The organism is Cobetia sp. BMC6, from assembly GCF_029991385.1.
Taxonomy (GTDB): domain Bacteria; phylum Pseudomonadota; class Gammaproteobacteria; order Pseudomonadales; family Halomonadaceae; genus Cobetia.
In genome coordinates, this window is the sequence record NZ_JAKUMF010000004.1 from 292,009 (window position 1) to 308,419 (window position 16,411).

The 16,411-nt window shown below is 64.0% G+C and carries 13 protein-coding genes and 1 pseudogene; 4 read left to right on the forward strand and 10 right to left on the reverse strand.

Annotation, left to right across the window (positions count from 1 at the left end; translation table 11 throughout):
• Positions 1–13: 13 nt before the first annotated feature.
• Positions 14–2,155, reverse strand: coding sequence for an ATP-dependent DNA helicase RecG (gene recG / locus MKZ40_RS10810; protein ID WP_175088880.1), 2,142 nt, complete (start codon positions 2,153–2,155; stop codon positions 14–16).
• Positions 2,152–3,117 (reverse strand): hydrogen peroxide-inducible genes activator, encoded by a 966-nt coding sequence (locus MKZ40_RS10815; RefSeq protein ID WP_175088879.1) that lies wholly within the window; start codon positions 3,115–3,117, stop codon positions 2,152–2,154. The genes recG and MKZ40_RS10815 overlap by 4 nt, the downstream gene beginning before the upstream one ends.
• A gap of 71 nt (positions 3,118–3,188) precedes the next feature.
• Between MKZ40_RS10815 and MKZ40_RS10820 the strand changes: the two genes are divergently transcribed.
• Positions 3,189–4,076, forward strand: a complete 888-nt coding sequence (locus tag MKZ40_RS10820) for an SDR family oxidoreductase (protein ID WP_175088878.1) — start codon at positions 3,189–3,191, stop codon at positions 4,074–4,076.
• A 219-nt stretch (positions 4,077–4,295) separates the two neighbouring features.
• Here MKZ40_RS10820 and MKZ40_RS10825 read toward each other — a convergent pair whose 3' ends face one another.
• From MKZ40_RS10825 to gmk, 4 genes are all read right to left on the reverse strand, one after another.
• Positions 4,296–4,685, reverse strand: a complete 390-nt coding sequence (locus MKZ40_RS10825) for a RidA family protein (protein ID WP_043331752.1) — start codon at positions 4,683–4,685, stop codon at positions 4,296–4,298.
• Between the two features lie 276 nt (positions 4,686–4,961).
• The gene (locus tag MKZ40_RS10830; RefSeq protein WP_175088877.1) at positions 4,962–7,127 is read right to left on the reverse strand and encodes a bifunctional (p)ppGpp synthetase/guanosine-3',5'-bis(diphosphate) 3'-pyrophosphohydrolase; all 2,166 of its coding nucleotides are present in this window, start codon (positions 7,125–7,127) and stop codon (positions 4,962–4,964) included.
• A 112-nt stretch (positions 7,128–7,239) separates the two neighbouring features.
• The gene (gene rpoZ / locus MKZ40_RS10835; RefSeq protein WP_175088876.1) at positions 7,240–7,491 is read right to left on the reverse strand and encodes a DNA-directed RNA polymerase subunit omega; all 252 of its coding nucleotides are present in this window, start codon (positions 7,489–7,491) and stop codon (positions 7,240–7,242) included.
• A gap of 371 nt (positions 7,492–7,862) precedes the next feature.
• Positions 7,863–8,519 carry a guanylate kinase gene (gene gmk, locus MKZ40_RS10840; protein WP_052384319.1) on the reverse strand — a complete coding sequence of 219 codons (657 nt, stop codon included), beginning with the start codon at positions 8,517–8,519 and terminating at the stop codon, positions 7,863–7,865.
• A gap of 584 nt (positions 8,520–9,103) precedes the next feature.
• Between gmk and MKZ40_RS10845 the strand changes: the two genes are divergently transcribed.
• Entirely contained in the window at positions 9,104–10,291 is a 1,188-nt protein-coding gene (locus MKZ40_RS10845) for an MFS transporter (protein WP_175088875.1), read from the forward strand.
• A gap of 195 nt (positions 10,292–10,486) precedes the next feature.
• On the opposite strand, the gene MKZ40_RS10850 is transcribed toward MKZ40_RS10845, so the two are convergent.
• Complete coding sequence (locus MKZ40_RS10850; RefSeq protein ID WP_175088874.1) at positions 10,487–11,524, reverse strand: GlxA family transcriptional regulator; 1,038 nt, start codon at positions 11,522–11,524, stop codon at positions 10,487–10,489.
• A gap of 266 nt (positions 11,525–11,790) precedes the next feature.
• Here MKZ40_RS10850 and MKZ40_RS10855 point away from each other — a divergent pair, with 266 nt between their 5' ends.
• Complete coding sequence (locus tag MKZ40_RS10855; protein ID WP_175088873.1) at positions 11,791–13,446, forward strand: BCCT family transporter; 1,656 nt, start codon at positions 11,791–11,793, stop codon at positions 13,444–13,446.
• 264 nt (positions 13,447–13,710) lie between these two features.
• On the forward strand, positions 13,711–15,291 hold the full coding sequence (locus MKZ40_RS10860; protein WP_175088872.1) for a BCCT family transporter: 1,581 nt from the start codon (positions 13,711–13,713) through the stop codon (positions 15,289–15,291).
• A gap of 89 nt (positions 15,292–15,380) precedes the next feature.
• On the opposite strand, the gene MKZ40_RS10865 is transcribed toward MKZ40_RS10860, so the two are convergent.
• From MKZ40_RS10865 to MKZ40_RS10875, 3 genes and pseudogenes are all read right to left on the reverse strand, one after another.
• Positions 15,381–15,809, reverse strand: a complete 429-nt coding sequence (locus MKZ40_RS10865; protein ID WP_175088871.1) for an organic hydroperoxide resistance protein — start codon at positions 15,807–15,809, stop codon at positions 15,381–15,383.
• 98 nt (positions 15,810–15,907) lie between these two features.
• Complete coding sequence (locus MKZ40_RS10870) at positions 15,908–16,261, reverse strand: DUF3883 domain-containing protein (protein ID WP_175088870.1); 354 nt, start codon at positions 16,259–16,261, stop codon at positions 15,908–15,910.
• A pseudogene (locus tag MKZ40_RS10875) lies at positions 16,230–16,411 on the reverse strand (IS3 family transposase); the annotation flags it as partial. The pseudogene MKZ40_RS10875 and the gene MKZ40_RS10870, both read right to left, overlap by 32 nt.

Consider the following 16,411-nt stretch of genomic DNA (forward strand, 5'->3'; position numbering starts at 1 on the left):
GGCGCGCGGCGGCTCAGACGGCGCCGTATTGCCCGGCCGCCTCGCCCAGCCAGCGGCGAATCAAGGGCTCCGCGGCCTGCGGGGCCTCGCTGAGGATGGCATCGGCCAGTGTGGTGGTCGGGGCGATCAGGTCACTGTCACGCTCTAGATCGGCGATCTTCATTCCCGCCAGCCCCGTCTGGCGCGTGCCCAGCACTTCGCCGGGTCCGCGTAGCTCCAGGTCCTTCTCGGCGATCTTGAAGCCATCCGTCGTCTCGCGCATCACTGCCAGGCGCTGCTTGGAGTGCTGCGACAGCGGTGGATGATAGAGCAGCACACAGAAGCTCTCGGTGCTGCCACGCCCGACTCGGCCACGCAGCTGGTGCAGCTGCGACAGGCCGAGACGCTCGGGATTGTCGATCACCATCAGGCTGGCATTCGGCACATCGACCCCGACCTCGATCACCGTGGTCGCCACCAGCAGGTCATGCTCGCCGTCCTTGAATGCCGCCATCACCTCGGCCTTCTCGGCCGCCTTCATGCGGCCATGGACCAGGCCGATGGACAGCTCCGGCAGCGCCTCGGTCAGCTCGTCACGCGTCACCTCGGCGGCCTGGCAGGTCATCACCTCGGATTCCTCGATCAGCGTACATACCCAATAGGCCTGACGGCCCTCGGAGCAGGCGGCGCGGATGCGCTCGACCACCTCGGGACGGCGCGGGTCGGCTACCGCGACGGTCTGCACCGGGGTGCGTCCCGGCGGCAGCTCGTCGATCACCGACAGGTCGAGGTCGGCGTAGGCGCTCATCGCCAGGGTGCGTGGAATCGGCGTCGCGGTCATGATCAGCTGGTGCGGCGTCAGACCACCGACTTCCCCCTTTGCCCGCAAAGCGAGACGTTGATGCACGCCGAAGCGGTGCTGCTCGTCGACGATCGCCAGCCCCAGGCGCTGGAAGGTCACGTCGGCCTGAAACAGTGCATGCGTGCCGACCACCATGCGGGCCCGGCCATCGGCGATGGCGGCCTTGGCATCCAGCCGCGCCTTGCCCTTGAGCTTGCCGGCCAGCCACGCTACCTCGATGCCCAATGGCTCCAGCCATTCGCGGAAGTTGCGATAATGCTGTTCGGCGAGAATCTCGGTGGGCGCCATCAAGGCCGCCTGACAGCCGCCGCCGATCGCGATCAGCGCCGCCAGCGCGGCGACCACCGTCTTGCCCGAACCCACATCGCCCTGCACCAGACGCAGCATCGGCACTTCGCGCGCCAGGTCGCGGCGCACGTCTTCCAGCACACGATGCTGGGCGCCGGTCAGCGAGAAGGGCAGCTGGGTGAGAAAGCGCGTGCTGAGGCCGCCACTGGCGCTCAGCGAGGGCGCGCCATCCTGCTGGATACGCGCGCGCACCTGACGCAGGCTCAGCTGGTGGGCGAGCAATTCTTCCTGGGCGAGGCGGCGCTGACTCGGGTGCACGCCGTCACTCATCTGATCGACGGGCGCATCCGGCGGCGGCTCGTGCAGAAAGCGCAGACACTCGATCACGCCGGGCAGGCGAAAGCGCGTGCGCAGCGCCTCGGGGATCAGGTCCGGCAGCTCGTGGGGCGTCTCCTCGAGCTGCTTGAGCGCCTGGGCGATCAGGGCACGCAGGCGCGCCTGGTTGAGGCCTTCGGTGGCCGGATAGATGGGCGTGAGGTGGTCTTCCACCGGTGCGGTGCCCTGGCCAAGCAGGCGGTATTCCGGATGGTAGATCTCGAGACCGGTGGCCCCGGCGCGTGCTTCGCCGAAGCAGCGCACGCTATGGCCACGCTGGAATTGCTGCTGCTGGGCTGGGGAGAAGTGGAAGAAGCGCAGACTGAGAATGCCGCTGCCATCGCGCAGACGCACCAGCAGGCTGCGGCGGCGGCCCTTGACGATGTCACAGGCCGTCACCTCGCCTTCCACCACCGCCTCCATGCCGCTCTTGAGCGTGCCGATGGGCGTGACGCGGGTCCGGTCCTGATAGCGCAGCGGTAGATGGAACAGCAGGTCTGCGACGCGCTCCAGCCCCAGGCGCGACAGCTTCTCGCTCAGCGCGGGGCCGACGCCGCTCAGGCTGTCCAGCGGTTGGGCCAGCGCGCCGGTGGCGAAGACACCGGCGCTGGCGGGCCCGGCAGATGAGGCTTCCGTGCCCGCCCTGCTCATGCCGGTTCGTGGCTCTGGGAAGCGGAGCCCTGCATGCCGTTCTCATTGCTCTGGCGGGCACGATTGGAGCACTCGGCGATCGCCTGGCTGATCACGTCGATGGCCTTGGGGCGCGGGAAGCTGGCACGCCATGCCAGGGCCACGCTGCGGCTGGGCGCCGGGCCCTTGAAGGGGCGCGTCTCGAGCACGCCGCTCTCGTAATGACCGGTCCCGGTGGCCGAGTAGGGCAGCACGGTGATACCGAGGCCGGAAGCGACCATGTGGCGGATGGTTTCCAGCGAGCCGCCTTCGGCGATCAGCGTATTCTCGGGGTTGTTGATCTGATTGCCGATGGCCGGGCAGGCCTCGAGAATCTGATCACGGAAGCAGTGGCCCTCGCCAAGCATCAGCAGACGCTCGTTGATCAACTGCTCCTTGGCGATGCTGTCCTGCTCGAGCAAGGGGTGGCCGGCCGGCAACAGGACTTCGAAGGGCTCTTCGTAGAGGGTCTTCGTCAGCACGTCGGTCTCGGTGAACGGCAGTGCGACGATGATCACGTCCAGCTCGCCATTGCGCAGCTTGCGACGCAGATCGCCGGTCATGCCTTCCTCGATGTAGAGCGGCATCTTCGGCGCACGCCGCGTCAGTTCCGGCACCAGGTGCGGGAAAAGATACGGTCCGATGGTATAGATGGCGCCGATGCGCAGCGGGCTGGAGAGCTGATCCTTGCCGGAATTGGCCAGTTCCTTGATCACGCTGGACTGCTCCAGCACGCGCTGGGCCTGCTGAACGATCTTCTCGCCGAGCGGTGTGACCTGTACGGTGGACTTGGAACGCTCGAACAGTGCGACTCCCAGCTCTTCCTCAAGCTTCTTGACGGCCACCGACAGGGTGGGCTGCGAGACGAAGCAGCGCTCTGCGGCGCGTCCGAAATGGCGCTCCTGGGCCAAGGTTACGATGTAGCGGAGTTCTGTTAGAGTCATGATTCCTGCCCGGAACTGGCATCCTGGGATGCGGTGGGTACCGATTCGTTTTACCAAGGAGCACGGCAAAGGTGAAGAAGACGAGTCTCATCCTCGGTTGTGGCGACGTTGGCAGCGCGCTGGCACGCGAACTGCTCAAGGCCGGTCAGCACGTCATTGGTGTCAGGCGCGATGTGTCCAGGCTCGCGGATCTCGGCATCGAGACGCTGGCGTTGGACATCACTGCCGAAGGTGCACTGGCCAGCTTGCCAGATGCCGACACGGTGGTACATGTGCTGAGTGCCGACCGTTTCGACGAAGAGGCCTATCGCGCCGCATACGTCGACGGCATTCGGGCGCTGGTGACGGAGCTCGAGTCGCGCGCCAATCCGCCGACCCGCGTGCTGTTCGTGTCCTCGACCTCCGTCTACGCCCAGAAGGATGGCGAGGAAGTCGACGAGCAGTCGCCCACCGATGCCACCAGCTTCTCGGGCCAGTTGATGCGTGAAGGCGAGCAGGCGCTGCTCGACTCCTCGCTCAACGGCACCGTGGTGCGCTTTTCCGGCATCTACGGGCCGGGCCGCGACATGCTGATCCGCCAGGCGCGTGATGGTCGCATCGCCGGCAGCAACCCGCCACTCTACTCCAACCGCATCCATCGTGACGACTGCGCGGGCGTACTGGCGCACCTGATCGCGCTGAGCCTCGAGGGCAAGCCGGTCGAGCCGATCTATCTGGCCACCGACTGCGATGGCGCACCGCTGCACGAAGTGATGGCCTGGTTGGCGCGTCAGCTCAAGGTCGAGTCCACCGAGGTGATCCAGTCACCGCTGCGACGTCGTTCCAGCAAACGCTGTGGCAACGCCCTGTTGCTCGAGAGCGGTTACACCTTCCGTTACCCGACCTTCCGCGAAGGCTATGCCGAAGTGCTCAAGGAGCACGGCGTGACGGTGCCGAAGGGCGAATTGTCGGGCCGCTGATCTTTCACTTGTCCACATGCGGTTGCGCGTCGAGCCGCCAGACCGGGTGTGGATAAGTTGCTCGCCGAGACTGGCTGAGGAGCGGCCAGTTCTTGAGTGACGCAGTGCCCAGATGAAGCGCCAACTGACAGTGCCCGCCCCGGAATCCCGGGGCGGGCACTGTCGTCTCTGCGTCAGGCACTCCTTGCGGGTGACCTGCCATCGTCAGTGAGCGGGTGCTCAGTCACCGATGACCATCACGCCTTCGGCTTCGAAGGCCACGCCCTTGGGCAGCGCCTTGACGCCGACCGCGGCACGCGCCGGGAAGGGCGCGGTGAAGAACTCTTCCATCACCGCGTTGACGCGCGCGAAGTCGTCCAGATCGGTCAGGTAGAGATTGAGCTTGACGATGTCGCCCAGGCTGCCGGCCGCTTCTTCGCACACGGCATTCAGGTTGGTGAAGACCTGACGCGCCTGCGCCTCGATACCGCCTTCGACGACTTCCATCGTCTGCGGGTCCAGCGGAATCTGGCCGGACAGATAGACGGTGTTGCCCGCCTTGATCGCCTGGGAATACGGACCGATGGCAGCAGGGGCCTTGTCGGTGTTGATGATCGCGCGATTGCTCATGACATGCTCCTTGTGACTGCGCTCAAGCCTTGCCGGTTGCGAGTGTTGTGCGGTGGCGGCCTTCAGCAGCGGGTTACGATTGTGGTTATAGGGGCTCGCCGTCCACGGCGAGTTCGGCCGCGGTCAAGGTCATGCACTGCCGTCGAGCTGACGTGCATGGCCTTGGCCGCGACACGGGTGTTCAAGAAGAACGTGTCCGATGGCTACTCTGCGGCAGCCTTGAAAACAAAAACCGCGCCGCCCGCCAGTGGCGGACGACGCGGCCAGTACGCTGGATCAGCTGAGGACGCGGGTGATTCGCTCCACGTGCAACAGGTTGCGCATGCGCTTGATGATACGCGCCAGATGAATGCGATCACGCACGGCCAGCGTCAGATTGACGATGGCCAGATGGGCGTCGCGTTCCTCGATGCCGATGCGCTCGATATTGGCTTCGGCATCGGTGACCAGCTCTGCCAGCTCGGCGATCAGGCCGCGCTGGGTCTGTGCCTCGATACGCAGCGCCACCGTGAAGTCGCCTTCGACCTGATCGGCCCAGGTCAGCGGGAAGACGCGTTCCGGATCGCTGGCCAGTTCGGTGATGTTGCTGCATTCCTGACGATGGACCACCAGGCCCTTGCCGGCCGACAGATGGCCCATGATCGGCTCGCCGGGCAGCGGGTGACAGCAGCGCGCGTAGCTGGTGACCATGCTGTTGCCACCGCTGACCTGCATCGGGCTGTTGCCGCTGTTCTCCGCCTGGACATTGCCGTCCTTGGCCGAGAACTTGGGCTGCTGCGCCGTGGCGCTGGTCGTGTCGCTAAGAAGGCTCTGGGCCACGCTGTAGGCGGCGCGGGTACCAAGCCCGATGGACTCGAGCAGATCATCACGCCCGCCTTCCAGCTCCAGCTCCGCGGCCAGCGTATCGAGACGCCTGGGTGGCAGTTGCTCGAGGGAGGCGTCCAGCCCGGCGAGCGCCTTGTTGAGCAGGCGCTGACCCAAGGTCACGGATTCGCTGCGCTGCTGATGCTTGAGGTAATGACGCACGGCAGAGCGCGCCTTGGCTGTGGTGACGAAGTTGAGCCACGCCAGATTGGGCTTGGCGCCCGGCGCGGTGATGACTTCGACGGTCTGGCCACTCTCCAGCGGCGAGGATAGCGGCGCCAGATGACGATCGATGCGGCAGGCGATACAGCTGTTGCCGACATCAGTGTGCACCGCATAGGCAAAATCGACCGCCGTCGCGCCGCGCGGCAATTCCATGATGTCGCCCTTGGGGGTGAACACGTAGGTATCGTCGGGGAAGAGGTCGTTCTTGACGTGCTCGATGAACTCGAGCGAGTTGCCGGCATGGCGCTGCATCTCGAGCAGACCCCGCACCCATTCGCGGGCACGCGCATGGCTGCCGGCACCGATGGGGCGGTCGGTCTGGCCGGCCTTGTACAGCCAGTGCGCCGCGATGCCGTTGTTGGCCATCGCTTCCATCTCGCGGGTACGGATCTGTACCTCGATGGGCATGCCATTCATGCCGAACAGCGTGGTGTGCAGACTCTGGTAGCCGTTGGCCTTGGGGATCGCGATGTAATCCTTGAAGCGACCCGGCACCGGCTTGTAGAGATTGTGAACCACGCCGAGGATGCGATAGCAGCTGTCCACATCATCGGTGATGATGCGGAAGCCGAACACGTCCATCAATTCATTGAAGGGCTTCTGCTGGTCACGCATCTTGCGATAGATGGACAGCAGATGCTTCTGACGACCGATCACCGAGCCGGGCAGCTGATCGCGCTCCAGCGCGTTCTGCAGACTGGCCTGGATCTCGCGCATCAGGGTACGGCGATTGCCACGCGCGGCGGTGACGGCACGCTTGATGCGTTCGGAACGCATCGGGTGCAGCGCCTGGAAGGAGAGGTCTTCCAGCTCGACGCGAATGGTGTTGATACCGAGACGGTTGGCGACGCGGGCGTAGATCTCGAGCGTCTCACGGGCGATGCGACGCTTCTTTTCGGGGCGCAGGGCGCCGAGGGTACGCATGTTGTGCAGACGGTCGGCGAGCTTGACGATGATGACGCGGATGTCCTGGGACATCGCCAGCACCATCTTCTGGAAGTTCTCGGCCTGGGCGACGGCCTTGTCCTCGAAGGTGATCTGGGTCAGCTTCGAGACGCCATCCACCAGCAGGGCGACGGGTTCGCCGAACTGGCCTGCCAGTGCCTCGAAGGTCACGCTGGTGTCTTCGATGACATCGTGCAGCATGGCGGCCATCAGGCTCTGATGGTCCATGTGCATGTTGGCGAGAATGTTCGCCACCGCCAGCGGGTGGGTCACATAGGGTTCACCGGAACGCCGGCGCTGGCCATCGTGGGCCTGCTCGGCGTAATAGAAGGCGCGCCTAACCTGACGGATCTCTTCCTCGGGAAGATAACCGCCCAGGCGGTCTGCCAGGTCATCGATCGTGAACATTCAGCGGCCTTGGCTCAGAGTGTTTCCGGGCCCGCACCCCGTGCTCCGGCCACGAGGGCGGGAGTGGCAGAGGTGCGGAAGCACACATGCAGTCGGCAGGTTGAGCGTGGGCTCAGTCTTCGATCTGCGGCATTACCGGCTTGCGCTGGATCGGAGCTTCGACCGGCTCGTTCAGGATGTCACGACCGACCAGACCTGCCGCCACTTCGCGCAGGGCGAGGACGGTGGGCTTGTCGTTTTCCCACGGCAGTTGGGCGTTGCGGCTGCCGCGTGACAGCTGACGGGCACGACGTGTGGCGATCATCACCAGCTGGAAGCGGTTGTCGACGTTCTCGAGGCAATCTTCTACGGTTACGCGAGCCATGGCGGTGCACCTATCAATAGCGGGATATTCGGGGTTCGCTGTCGGCGTGTAATCAGCGCAGAGTGCCGCGACCGCTAGGGGCCACTTACCCTGATCATCTGACAGTATCTCGCACACGACGCAAGCACAATGCCGCTGAGCCGGCCCGCCAGGGGCGAGACGGCTCAGCGGCCAATGATTCTGAAAGGGAATCGAGTCTACTCGACGCCGTCGTGACATGACAAGTCAGGCGCGATCAACTCCTTCGCCCGGCGCGTCTGTCGGCGGCGTACGCGACCACAGCGCGCATGATCAGGACGAAAGCCGGCAAGTCCTGCCCGGTTGTCGGGCCAGCCTCGGCTGACTGAGCAGGCGGATTCCCGACGCCGTCATCAGTCGGCCAGCAGGGAATCGAGCAGTGCCGCGTGGCGATGCTGCACGCGTGGCAGACGCGCACGCTGGGCATTGACGAGTCCGCACAGCTCGTCGAGGGCCTGCTCGAAGTCATCATTGATGACAATCAGGTCGTATTCGTCGTAGTGGGACATCTCGCTGACCGCATCGCGCATGCGACGCGCGATCACGTCCTCGCCATCGGTACCGCGACCGGACAGACGCTCGAGCAGCGCTTCACGCGACGGCGGCAGGATGAAGATGGAGACGGCTTCCGGCACCTGGGCGCGCACTTGCTGGGCACCTTGCCAGTCGATCTCGAGGATGACGTCCTCGCCCTTGCTCAGGCGAGCTTCGACCGCCGGGCGCGAGGTGCCATAGAAGTTGTCGAAGACCTGGGCGTGCTCGAAGAAGTCGCCCTGCTCGATCATGGTCTTGAAGTGATCGACGTCCACGAAGTGATAGTTGACGGCGTCCTGCTCGCCCGGGCGCTGGCCGCGGGTGGTGTGCGAGACGGATACGCCGATACCGTCCATGCGCTCCAGCAGTGCCTTGACCAGGGTGGTCTTGCCGGCGCCGGACGGCGCGGAAATGATGTAGAGCGTGCCACGTGCGTTGCTGGCCGCCGAGGAAGATGCTGAAGAAGTCGAAGACATGGAAGTGATCCGCTTGCTGTCGCTGAATCGCGGCATTATCGCATAATCCACCCCGCTTGGGCTGCACGCGCGCATGACAGTCCCGCGATGCAATGTTGCAGCTCGGGCATCACAGTTGTCGTCGCGAAGTGGCTGGGTTGGCGTGGCGTTATCTGCAACAATGGTCGTATATTTCAGTTATCACTCAAGCGTCGGCCAGTTCTCGCGTCAGCCAGTTCTCGCGCCGGCCTGGGGTCTTGAAGGGACACGCGGTTTGCCACCGCCTCGCCATGCTGGCCTGAGCTTGCGCACTCCCGTGATTCCCGACGCGCCTTGCCAGACGCGTACATAAGTCGATAGAGCAGCGCCAGACGTGCCGCAGGCCTCCGCCAGAGAGGCCGCGCACGAGCGCATCACCCGTTACCTGTCCCGCGCGCCATTCATTCCCGCCTTCCGGCTGATGATGAATGGCGCGCGGTCTTTTGCCCTGTGTAGCGCCAGCCATGCGCGGGCAATGTCAGCCGTGACCTGCCCCTGACAGTGGCGCCATGGCTGAGTACGGCCACGGGTGATACCCCCCTTTTCAAGTTTCAGGAGACCCGGACATGTCTGCCTCCCCCGTTGCGCGCCATCCGCGCATCGCCGAACTGGCGCTGGCGCTCGGCGCCTTTGCCATCGGCACTACCGAATTCGTGATCATGGGCCTGATGCCCAACATCGCGGCGGATTTCAATGTGTCCTCGCAGCAGGTCGGCTACGCCATCAGTGCCTATGCGATGGGCGTGGTGGTCGGTGCGCCCCTGATCTCGGCGCTGGGCGCACGCCTGCCGCGTCGCGGGTTGCTGATCGGCCTGATGCTGCTGTTCGCGGTCAGTAACGTGGCCAGCCTGCTGGCACCGTCGCTGACCAGCTTTGCCGCGCTGCGCTTCATCGCCGGCCTGCCGCATGGTGTCTATCTGGGCGTTGCGGCCCTGGTGGCGGCGGATGCTGCCCCGGCCGGTGAGCGCGGGCGGGCCGTCGGTCGCGTGATGCTGGGCCTGACGGTGGCGATTCTGATCGGGGCGCCAGCGGCGACCTGGTTCGGCAGCCTGTTCGGTTGGCATTCCGCCTTCCTCGTCGTCGGCCTGCTGGCACTGGTCACGGCGCTGCTGGTGCGCGGCTTCGTGCCCTATCAGGCCGGCAATCAGGACGCGACCCCGCTGACCGAGCTGGCCGCTCTGATCAAGCCGCGGGTGCTCTATACCCTCGGCATCGCCTGCATCGGTTTCGGCGGCATGTTCAGCGTCTACAGCTATGCGGTGGAGACGCTCAATGTCCAGGCCGGGCTGTCCCAGAATCTGGTGCCGATGGTGCTGGCCGTCTTCGGGGTAGGCACCATCATCGGCAACCTGATCGGTAGCCGTGCCGCGGACATCGACCTGATGCGTACCATTCCTGCCGTGCTGATCTGGAGCGCGCTGGTGCAGGGCGGCTTCTACTTCGCCGCCGATGGTGTCTGGAGCGGCATCCTGTTCGTCGGGCTGGTCGGTACCGGTATCGGTCTGGCGCCGGCGCTGCAGATGCGCCTGATGGATGTGGCGGAAGACGCCCAGACCATGGCGGCGACGCTCAATCATGCGGCCTTCAACATCGCCAATGCGCTGGGCGCCTGGTGTGGTGGCATGGCCTTCGCCTATGGCCCGTCGCATTCCTCCATCGGCCTGGTCGGGGTGGCGATGGCCATCGCGGGCTTGATCGTCTTCCTGCTTGGTCAGCGTCATGAGCGCCGCGAGCTGCAGACGGCTTCTGCCTGATGTGGGCCTGAAGCGAGGTCGTGAGCGCGAGGCCAGGAAAGTGAGGCAAGAAAGAGTCTCGTGAGCACAAGCCGCAACGAAAGAACGCCGCCCTTCGGGGCGGCGTTCTGCGTTTGCGTGGCGAAAAGTCTGTGGAAGGCAGTCTGTGCAGGGCTGTCTTGGTAGCGGCACCGGCACGTAAGCAACAGGGCACTGTCAGCGCTGTTGACGCGCACGCGTCGGCGACATGCCGAAGTAATCGCGGAAGCAGTGGCTGAAGTGGGTCGTGCTGACGAAGCCACAGGCTACGGTGACCTCAGTGATGCTGGCGCTGCCCTGTGTCAGCAGCTGGCGAGCCCGGGTAAGGCGCAGTTCCAGATAATGGCGCGAGGGCGTGGTATCCAGATGGCGGGTGAACAGGCGCTCTATCTGGCGGCGTGACAGCGTCACGCAGCGCGAGATCTCGCTCATGTTCAAAGGCTCCTCGAGGTTGTTGCTCATCAGCTCAAGGATGGTGCGAAGTGCCTCCGGGTGCTGGCTGTCCGGCGCGGGCAGCGTCTGGTCCGGGTGCCAAGGGCTGGGCGTCGCGGGGCGCTCGCAGGCGAGGATTTCCTCGACACTGCGCGCCAGGTCATCGCCGTGACGCTGGCGCATGGCTTCCAGCATCATGTTCAGCGCGCTGCCGGCATTGGTGCAGCTGAAGCGCGCCGCTTCCACCACCAGCGGGGCACGCGACAGCTCCAGCTGGGGGAATGACTCGCTGAACAGCGCCGCATTCTCGGGATGGATGGTGCAGCGATGGCCCGCCATCACGCCGGCGGCCGCCAGGAAGTAGCTGCCATTCCACAGGCTGCCGAGGCGACAACCCTGGTGATCGGCTCGGCGCAAGACCTCGCTCAGCAAGGGAATCTCGTCCAGCTGCACCCGGTAGCCGCCACACACGATGATCATGTCGATCTGCGCCTGCCCCAGCGACTCGAGCCCGGCGCTGGCCATGATGTCGATGCCCAGATCACTGCGCACGCTGCCCGCCGTCACCCCGAAGGTGTGAATGCGATAGAAGGGAACGTCTCTGAGCAGATTGGCCGTGACCAGCACATCGAGTGCGCTGGTGAAGGCGGGCATCGAGAAATGCTCCAACAGAATGAAGGCGACATTGAGCGGTGCGCTCTGGGCACAGGTCACGTCCTTGAGCAGATGCTGGTTGCGACGCTTCATCGCGGGGGTGAAGTCGCGGCGGCGGGGCGAGGTCATGGCTTGCGTTCGTTGCAGGGGCCGCGAGCGGCAGTGAATCGAAGGCGACCGGCAGGGCGGGCCACCGTGAGACTCCATCCTCGCAGCTGCGCGCTTCCGCGGCGAGCCTCTCGCTGGCGGTTACGGGATGGCAGGCATGTAATGAAGCTGTTGGCTTGATGATACGTCGCGTTACATGGGTGTAAAAACAATCACTTGTGCCATATTCGACGCTTTCTCGCCTGTTAGACTGCCCCGTCACTCAGATCATGCCTCGAGGCTGACTAATGACGGATACCTCCCGGACTGCCTTGTCCGGCTCCGCAATCCAAGCAGCTCCCCTTCCCGATCACGCCGTATCTCTTGCTGATCACACCACATCCTCTTCTGATCAAGCCACATCACTTCCTGATTCCGAGCTCACAGCGCTCAACAGCTCCCGCAGTCTGGACTGGCCGGTCTTCCTCCTCAGTGGAGGCGTGATGGCGCTGTTCGTCGCCGCCGCGCTCATCGACCTGGACGGCGTGTCGGCCCTGATCAATCACGCCTTCGACTTCTCGACCACCTGCTTCGGTGCCTATTGGCAGGGCTTGATGATCGTGACCTTTCTCGTCGCCGTCGGCATGACCTTCGGGCGCACGGGGCGCGTGGTCTTGGGCGGGTTGGCGACGCCTGACATCTCCACGCCGCGCTGGATGGCGACCATTCTGTGCACCCTGCTCGCCGGTGGTGGCGTGTTCTGGGCCGCCGCAGAGCCCATCGCGCACTTCGCCTCGCCGCCGCCCGTCTTCGGGCCGGAGGCGCCGGTCGGCAATCTCGATGCGGCCTACAGTGCGCTGGCGCAGAGCTTCATGCACTGGGGCTTTCTCGGCTGGGCAGTGCTGGGCAGTCTGACGGGTGTCGTCTTCATGCACCTGCACTATGAGAAGGGCTTGCCGCTCAAGCCGCGCACCTTGCTCTATCCGCTGCTCGGAGAGCGTGTGATGCGTGGGCCGATCGGCGCGCTGGTCGATGCCTGCTGCGTACTGGCCGTCATCGCGGGCACCGTGGGGCCGGTCGGTTTCCTCGGTATCCAGGTCAGTTACGGGCTCAATGCGCTGTTCGGCATTCCCGATACCTATGCGACGCAATTGGTGCTGCTGGCCATCCTGACCCTCGTCTACACCCTGTCGGCCGTCAGTGGCGTGATGCGCGGCATCCAGTTCCTGAGCAGTGCCAACGTGCTGATCGGCGGCGCGATGCTGTTCTTCATCGTGCTCTTCGGGCCGACCGAATTCCTGCTCAAGGCCTTCCCGCTGGGCATGGTCGACTACCTGAACAATATCGTGCCGATGGCGGTCTTCCGCGGCGACAGCGGCTGGCTGGATAGCTGGACGCTGTTCTTCTGGGGCTGGTTCATCGGCTTCGGGCCGCTGATGGCGATGCTGGTCGCGCGTATCTCGCGGGGGCGCACCCTGCGTCAGATGGTGCTGTTGATCACCATCCTGTCGCCGCTCGCCACCTGTGTCTGGTTCACCATTCTCGGCGGCAGCGGCTTGGCCTTCGAGCTGGAAAACCCGGGCAGCGTATCGGGCCCGTTCAGCGGCTTCAATCTGTCGGCGGCCTTGATCGCCATCACCCAGCAGCTGCCGTTCGGCTTCATCATGTCGGTACTGTTCCTGATTCTGTCGGCGCTGTTCGTGGCCACGACCGGGGATTCGATGACCTACGCCATCTCGATGGTGATGAGCGGGCATGACAATCCGCCACGCAGCGTGCGCGTGTTCTGGAGCCTCATCATGGGTGTCGTGGCAGCCATCCTGATCTCGATGGGCAATGGCGGCATCAATGCGCTGCAATCCTTCATCGTGGTGACCGCGGTGCCTGTCTCGCTGGTGCTGTTGCCCAGTCTGTGGAATGCCCCACGTATCGCGCGGCAGATGGCGCGCGAGCAAGGGCTGTAACTGGCTGATGTGACAAAGGCCGTCCACCAGGGGGGCCTTTGCGTGTCGTCATGCACGGATCAGTCTGGCATGGCCCGAAGATGGCAGCCGAAGCAGGTCAGGGCAGGTCATGAGTTGTTATCACCGATGCCCGGATGTAAAACAGCTGTAGGCTTGGTGATACGTCGCGTTACATGGGTGTAAAAACAACCGCTTGTGTCACAGTTCAGCGTTATACGGCTGATACACTGCCCCGTCACTCAGATCATGCCCAGAGGCTGACTAATGACGGATTCTTCCCGGACTGTTTCGTCCGGCTCCGCCACACCGGTAAATCCCCCCGCTGAACCCGCACACACCCCGCAAGGTATCGACTGGCCCGTCTTCATCATCAGTGGTGGCGTATTGGCACTGTTCGCCATCGCCGCACTGGTGGATCTCGACGCTGTCTCCGCGCTCATCCAGAGTGCCTTCGGTGTCTCGACCCAATACTTCGGTGCCTACTGGCAAGCGCTGATGCTGGCGACCTTCGTCATCGCCATCGTGCTGACCATCGGCCGTACCGGACGGGTGCGCATGGGCGGGCTGGCAGCGCCGGATATCTCGACGCTGCGCTGGATGGCCATCATCCTGTGCACGTTGCTGGCGGGTGGTGGTGTCTTCTGGGCAGCGGCAGAGCCGATCGCTCACTTCACCTCACCGCCGCCGGTGTTCGGCGTGGACGCCCCGACGGGCAATGCCGATGCCGCCTACAACGCGCTGGCGCAGAGCTTCATGCACTGGGGCTTTCTGGCCTGGGCGATGCTCGGCAGCCTGACCGGCATCATCTTCATGTACCTGCATTACGAGAAGGGCCTGCCGCTCAAGCCGCGCACGCTGCTCTATCCGCTGTTCGGCGACCGCGTCATGCGTGGTCCCATCGGTGCGCTGGTCGATGCCTGCTGCGTGCTGGCCGTGGTCGCCGGTACCGTCGGCCCCATCGGCTTCCTCGGTCTACAGGTCAGCTATGGCCTCAATGCGCTGTTCGGCATTCCCGATACCTACGCGACCCAGCTCACGCTGCTGCTCCTGCTGACCGTCATCTACACCCTGTCCGCCGTCAGCGGCGTGACCCGTGGCATCCAGTTCCTGAGCAGCACCAACGTCCTGCTCGGCGGCGCGCTGCTGCTGTTCATCCTGATCATGGGCCCGACCGGCTTCCTGCTCGAAGCCTTCCCGCAGGGCCTGGTGCGCTACGTCGGTGACTTCGTCGCCATGTCCTCCTTCCGGGGTGATGATGGCTGGCTGAATGGCTGGACGCTGTTCTTCTGGGGCTGGTTCATCGGCTATGGCCCGCTGATGGCGATGTTCGTCGCGCGTATCTCGCGTGGCCGCACCCTGCGCCAGATGGTGCTGTTGATCGCGGTCATCTCGCCACTGGTCACCTGCCTGTGGTTCACCATCATCGGTGGCAGCGGCCTGGCATTCGAGCTGAGCAACCCGGGCAGCGTCTCCGGCCCGTTCACCGGCTTCAATCTGCCGGCAGCGCTGATTGCCATCACCCAGCAGCTGCCGTTCGGCTTCACCATCTCGGTGCTGTTCCTGGTGCTGACCACGCTGTTCGTCGCCACCACCGGTGACTCGATGACTTATGCAGTCTCGATGGTGATGAGCGGCCACGACAATCCGCCGCGCGGCGTGCGCGTGTTCTGGAGCCTGATGATGGGCGTGGTCGCGGCGCTGTTGATCTCGATGGGTGATGGCGGCATCAATGCGCTGCAATCCTTCATCGTCGTCACCGCCGTGCCGGTGTCTCTGATTCTGCTGCCCAGCCTGTGGAACGCTCCGCTGATTGCCCGCCGCATGGCGCGCGAGCAGGGCGTCTGATCGGCTCACACGCTTGCAACTAACGAGCGTCTCGCACCATCAAGAACGCCGCCCCGAGGGGCGGCGTTTTCGTGTCTAGCGATCAGTCATCAGACGCTGACGTTCAACGTCACATCGATGTTGCCACGCGTCGCGTTGGAGTATGGGCACACCTGGTGCGCCTTCTCGACCAGCGCATCCGCCTCGGCCTTGTCCATGCCCGGAAGACTGATATCCAGCGCCACCTCGATACCGAAACCGGCCGGAATCTGGCCGATGCCCACCTTGCCGGTAATCTCCAGTCCTTCCGGCAGCGCCACGCCGTCAGTGCTGGCCACATGCTTCATGGCACCGATGAAGCAGGCAGAGTAGCCCGCCGCGAACAGCTGCTCCGGGTTGGTGCCTTCACCGCCACCACCGCCCAGCTCCTTCGGCGTGCTCAGGGTGATATCCAGCGCCCCATCGGAAGAACGCGACTTGCCCTCACGACCCCCAGTGGTAGTGGCTTCTGCACGGTACAGCACTTGTTCGATAGGCATGCCTGACTCCTTGAGCGGAAAAGCCCTCAGTCGAGGGATGGAAACAAGATGGCGCTTGTCGGGCAGAGTTTCAATTGTTGACGGACGGGGCCAGACATTTATAGCAGATGTGCGCGATAGCTCTGTGGGTTGAGCGTCAATTGCGGGTAGAGGTCTCCCCTTAAGCAGTACATGTTGGGTTGGGTTAAGAAGCTAAAGATGCGGAAAAGATGGTAATGCTCAGGATTGGCTTGCGAGCACTTGAGTTCATTTGGCGTGATGAAAAAAGCGCACTCTTTGGCAAATGCCGTCGTCTTCACCTCGATCCAACGCTCTCGTCCATCCACATCAAAGGACAGGACGTCATAGCCCAAGCCGTCGCCCTGGGTTTCCGCCACATGTTCGACCTTCTCGGCTAGCGATGTGCGGCCTTTGTAGTGGTCAAGTGCTTTTGGCCACCGAGCTTTGAGCATTCCAGTAGTTCTTTTCTGCCAAATTCGGCGGTATCCCATCGTTATGCTTGTGCGGCCTGAGGCTGCTGTAGTAACCGATCATATAATCAGTGACAGATCGCTTCGCCGCAGCGACATCGGGATAGCCGATCTCTGGTATCCATTCCGTTT